Source organism: Bartonella sp. AU16XJBT (genome assembly GCF_028618665.1).
Taxonomy (GTDB): domain Bacteria; phylum Pseudomonadota; class Alphaproteobacteria; order Rhizobiales; family Rhizobiaceae; genus Bartonella.
Genome location: NZ_JAQITF010000048.1, coordinates 1 through 3449 on the forward strand (window position 1 = coordinate 1; position 3449 = coordinate 3449).

The 3449-nt window shown below is 38.2% G+C and carries 5 protein-coding genes and 2 pseudogenes; 3 read left to right on the top strand and 4 right to left on the bottom strand.

Going from position 1 to position 3449, the window contains the following annotated elements; genetic code table 11:
* The first annotated feature begins 595 nt into the window (after positions 1–595).
* Together PVV66_RS09270 and PVV66_RS09275 are read left to right on the top strand one after the other, a co-directional pair.
* A pseudogene (locus PVV66_RS09270) lies at positions 596–1340 on the top strand (antA/AntB antirepressor family protein).
* Positions 1337–1615: a hypothetical protein gene (locus PVV66_RS09275; protein WP_273719332.1), complete on the top strand. Its 279-nt coding sequence runs from the start codon at positions 1337–1339 to the stop codon at positions 1613–1615. Before PVV66_RS09270 ends, PVV66_RS09275 begins: the two are co-directional and overlap by 4 nt.
* 54 nt (positions 1616–1669) lie before the next feature.
* Here the strand turns inward: PVV66_RS09275 and PVV66_RS09280 are convergent, their stop codons facing one another.
* From PVV66_RS09280 to PVV66_RS09295, 4 genes are all read right to left on the bottom strand, one after another.
* Positions 1670–1951 carry a type II toxin-antitoxin system YafQ family toxin gene (locus PVV66_RS09280; protein WP_273719334.1) on the bottom strand — a complete coding sequence of 94 codons (282 nt, stop codon included), beginning with the start codon at positions 1949–1951 and terminating at the stop codon, positions 1670–1672.
* Entirely contained in the window at positions 1938–2201 is a 264-nt protein-coding gene (locus PVV66_RS09285) for a type II toxin-antitoxin system RelB/DinJ family antitoxin (protein WP_039757918.1), read from the bottom strand. The genes PVV66_RS09280 and PVV66_RS09285 overlap by 14 nt, the downstream gene beginning before the upstream one ends.
* 410 nt (positions 2202–2611) lie before the next feature.
* Positions 2612–2908 carry a HigA family addiction module antitoxin gene (locus PVV66_RS09290; protein WP_273719336.1) on the bottom strand — a complete coding sequence of 99 codons (297 nt, stop codon included), beginning with the start codon at positions 2906–2908 and terminating at the stop codon, positions 2612–2614.
* A gap of 16 nt (positions 2909–2924) precedes the next feature.
* A complete protein-coding gene (locus tag PVV66_RS09295) occupies positions 2925–3239 on the bottom strand; it encodes a type II toxin-antitoxin system RelE/ParE family toxin (RefSeq protein ID WP_273719337.1) in 315 nt (104 codons plus the stop codon).
* A 26-nt stretch (positions 3240–3265) separates the two neighbouring features.
* Between PVV66_RS09295 and PVV66_RS09300 the strand changes: the two are divergent.
* A pseudogene (locus PVV66_RS09300) lies at positions 3266–3449 on the top strand (hypothetical protein); the annotation flags it as partial.

The window sequence follows — 3449 nt, forward strand, 5'->3', positions numbered from 1 at the left end:
AAGGCTAGATCATGTTCTCAAGCTTTATCTCTATATTACATATATTTATGAGTTTAAGCATTCCCTATTCTTATTGTAATTTTAAAAAAAGATCATCACTTATGCTTTGTTTTTTCCATAAAAAAGTAAATAAAATCAATGCAAAAGGTACTTCCCAGCGGGGTGGCTTCGTTGCGGAGCAGACCAGCGCGAACTATCGCTAGCGACAGAATTTTCAAATCGACTGTACATTGTACACATAACACATTGATAAATAACAATTTCAGTATGTTACTGTACAATTGTGGATTATTTTTTAGAAAAAAAGTCTTTATCACTTGACAAGGCAGTGACGTCATGTCTATTGTCGAATCAGGTGCCTAACGAACACCTTAAACCAATAGCGGATAGATTGCCGAAATAATCAGTCTTCCGCACATTGTAAAGGCTTTGACTCATTATACGCGTATAGCGTATACTGGTCTTGTCGGGTGTGGTTATGCCATAAAATACCCTTTCGGGGGAAAAGCATAACGACGGGCTTGTTGCCGTGTTTCTTAGCACCCGGCGCTCTTTTGGAGTGTCATTAAGAAACATCTATCAACAAGGAGTTCACATGAACACTCTTATTCCGATATCAGAACAAACTATTGATCAGGAAACTGTTCAAACGGTAAATGCATGTGACTTGCATGCGTTTTTAGAAGTAAAAACCAGCTTTAAAGACTGGATTATCAGACGTATTCAAGACTGTAAATTTAAAGAAGGGTATGACTTTTGCTCTTTTTTGAGCGAAAGTTCAGGTGGACGTCCTTCTAAAGCATACCCCACATTACCTTAGACATGGCTAAACACCTTTCGATGATAGAGCGTAATGATAAAGGACATGAAGCACGTCAATACTTTATCAAATGTGAACGGCTTTTGAAACAATTAGCAACACCGCAAATAAATCTTGCCAATGCTTTGGAAAATCCTCTTACGATTAAACAGCTCTTTTAGAGAGTATCAATCAATTAGAAGACTTAAGAAATGAGGTGAGTACACTCAAGCCAAAAGCAGAGGCTTTGGAAGGCTTAAAGCGTTCTGATGGTCTGTTTGGTTTAATCGAAGCAGCGAAGATATTAGAGGTGCGACCAAAGGATTTAACGGATTACTTGCGTAAACATGATTGGATCTATCGACGGGCTCCAGGAGCGCCTCTGTTACCTTATCAGGATAAAATCAAGAAAGGATTCATGGATTGCCCTGCTATCACCATTCAAAGACCAGATGGTACAGAAAAGGTACTCCCTTCAACAAAAATCACATCCAGAGGATTGGCATGTTTGAGAGAGCAAATTCATGGAGGTGTACAATGAAGATAGATACTAACTTCTTATGCGATTTGTGGTTGGCATTATCTCAATTTTCTAGACATGAAAATATGAATGATAAAGATTGTACTGCTCTGGTTGATACTATGACTGTCATAGAAAAAGCTTTGATTTCAAAACTTCAAGATGAGATGCCAAGTATACTTAAAATCTTAACAGTTCTCACAGATTTTGGCGATTCAGAGTTACCGCATAGCATGGATTCTTTGTTGTGCGCTTATGAACCGAATTTCGAGAGCCCCATTAAAAAGGTTGCTTAGGTAAAATATATACCCCCCTCCCCGTTCTCAAAAATGGGGAGGGATTAATTGACATTACAGATTAAGCTGTGAATGAGAACCAAGACGCACTAAAATTAGCCTATCTTGACCAATCAAGCGATAGATCAAAACCAAATCAGGTCGAATATGACAATCCCGATAATCTTTCCAATTTCCAGTTAATGCATGGTCATGATATCGAAGCTCTAAAGATTGATCATTTGCTAATGCTGCGATGACTTTGCGTAAATCAGTATCTAAAAGATGCCGATATTGTCCTTTCATCTCACGCTTGAAATCACGTTTGAAGATAGTCGTACGTTCAATCGTCCGCATAGAGATCATCAAATAATTCGTCTACGGAATGAAACTTTTTTAAGTTGCCTTCATCAAGTTCGGCAAAAGCCGCTATGGTTTCTGCATTGGGTTGAAACAAAAAAGAAGGAATAGCTTTATCTTGCGCAATACGTGTCATCAACACTCTCACGACATCACTTACTGACAAACCAGAGGCTTGAATAACTTGACTAGCGACATTTTGAATTTCTTCCGGTACACGTGCTTGAACCATGCGACTGGTAGCCATAATGATTTCTCCTCTCTCAACTGTATTTCAATGTAATACAATTGAAGTTTAATTTCAACTGTAAAGCATTTTTTTTAAAGTGGAGAGATCGTTTGGCTTAACAACCGCTTTCTTTTTTTAAGACTTCACCCACGTGTATGCCGCTCTTCTGTTACATACTTAAAAAAGGAGGCTGGTAAAACGTCTTTAGCTGGCTTTAAGCCTGCAAGTTCTTCATCTGTCAATGGTGGAGAATCCACGGCTTCCAAATCTTCTTTTGTGTAACTGCATCTTATGTCAAAGTTTTTTGTGAAAGCCAATAATCCTTATGCGACTTGAAGTGTATCCATTTGCATGCCAGAATATAGACCCGATTATACCGGATCGTCAATTATCTGTTAGGTCGTAAAACCTTATAAGTGGAAAGATCATTAAACCCTACATTCAAATTTACTAATTTTGGAAAATTCATCTGCTTTTTCAACTTGTAAGACACTAACATCGTAAGCAGCTTGCATGTTAAGCCAGAATTCAGCTGTTGTATCAAAAAAATAGGCTAATCGTAGTGCTGTATCAGGAGTTACCGGACTATTTTCTGCTACAATACGTTCTATCCGAGTGCGTGGAACATTCAAGGCTTTGGCAAGAGCATAAGCAGAGAGAGCATATTCTTTTAAATATTCTTCCCGTAAAATTTCTCCGGGATGAATAGCAATGTAATTTTTCATCTCGACCTCCTACGGATCAATGATAATCGACGATTTCAACTTCATAGGCGCCATTAGAACGCCACTCAAAACAAATGCGAAACTGGTCATTAATACGAATAGAATATTGACCTTTACGCTCTCCTTTCAAGGCTTCTAAACGATTACCCGGAGGACTGCGTAAATCTTTGAGATCAACTGCTTTATCCAGCATAAATAATTTTCGTTGGGCTATACGCACGAGAGTTGTGGGAAAACCTTTAGGTGGATTGCCTTCTAAAAGATCTTTACACTGTTTATCCGCAAAAGATTCAATCACCAAGTCACCTTCATTCGTTCTTTTATGTATCATAACATGATACTAATCTAAAGAAAAGAATGAATATTGAAAAATATCTAGCAAAAGAGGTGGAAATGGCAAAGAAGCATCGTGAGGGTTTATCGCTTCGTGCCTTTGCCAAAAAGATGCGTGTTTCTCCTAATGCGGTGGTTTCGCGTTTTAAAACTGGAAAATTTGATAAGGCTCTTTTTGAAGATGGTTCTGTTAATGAAGCGCTTGCAA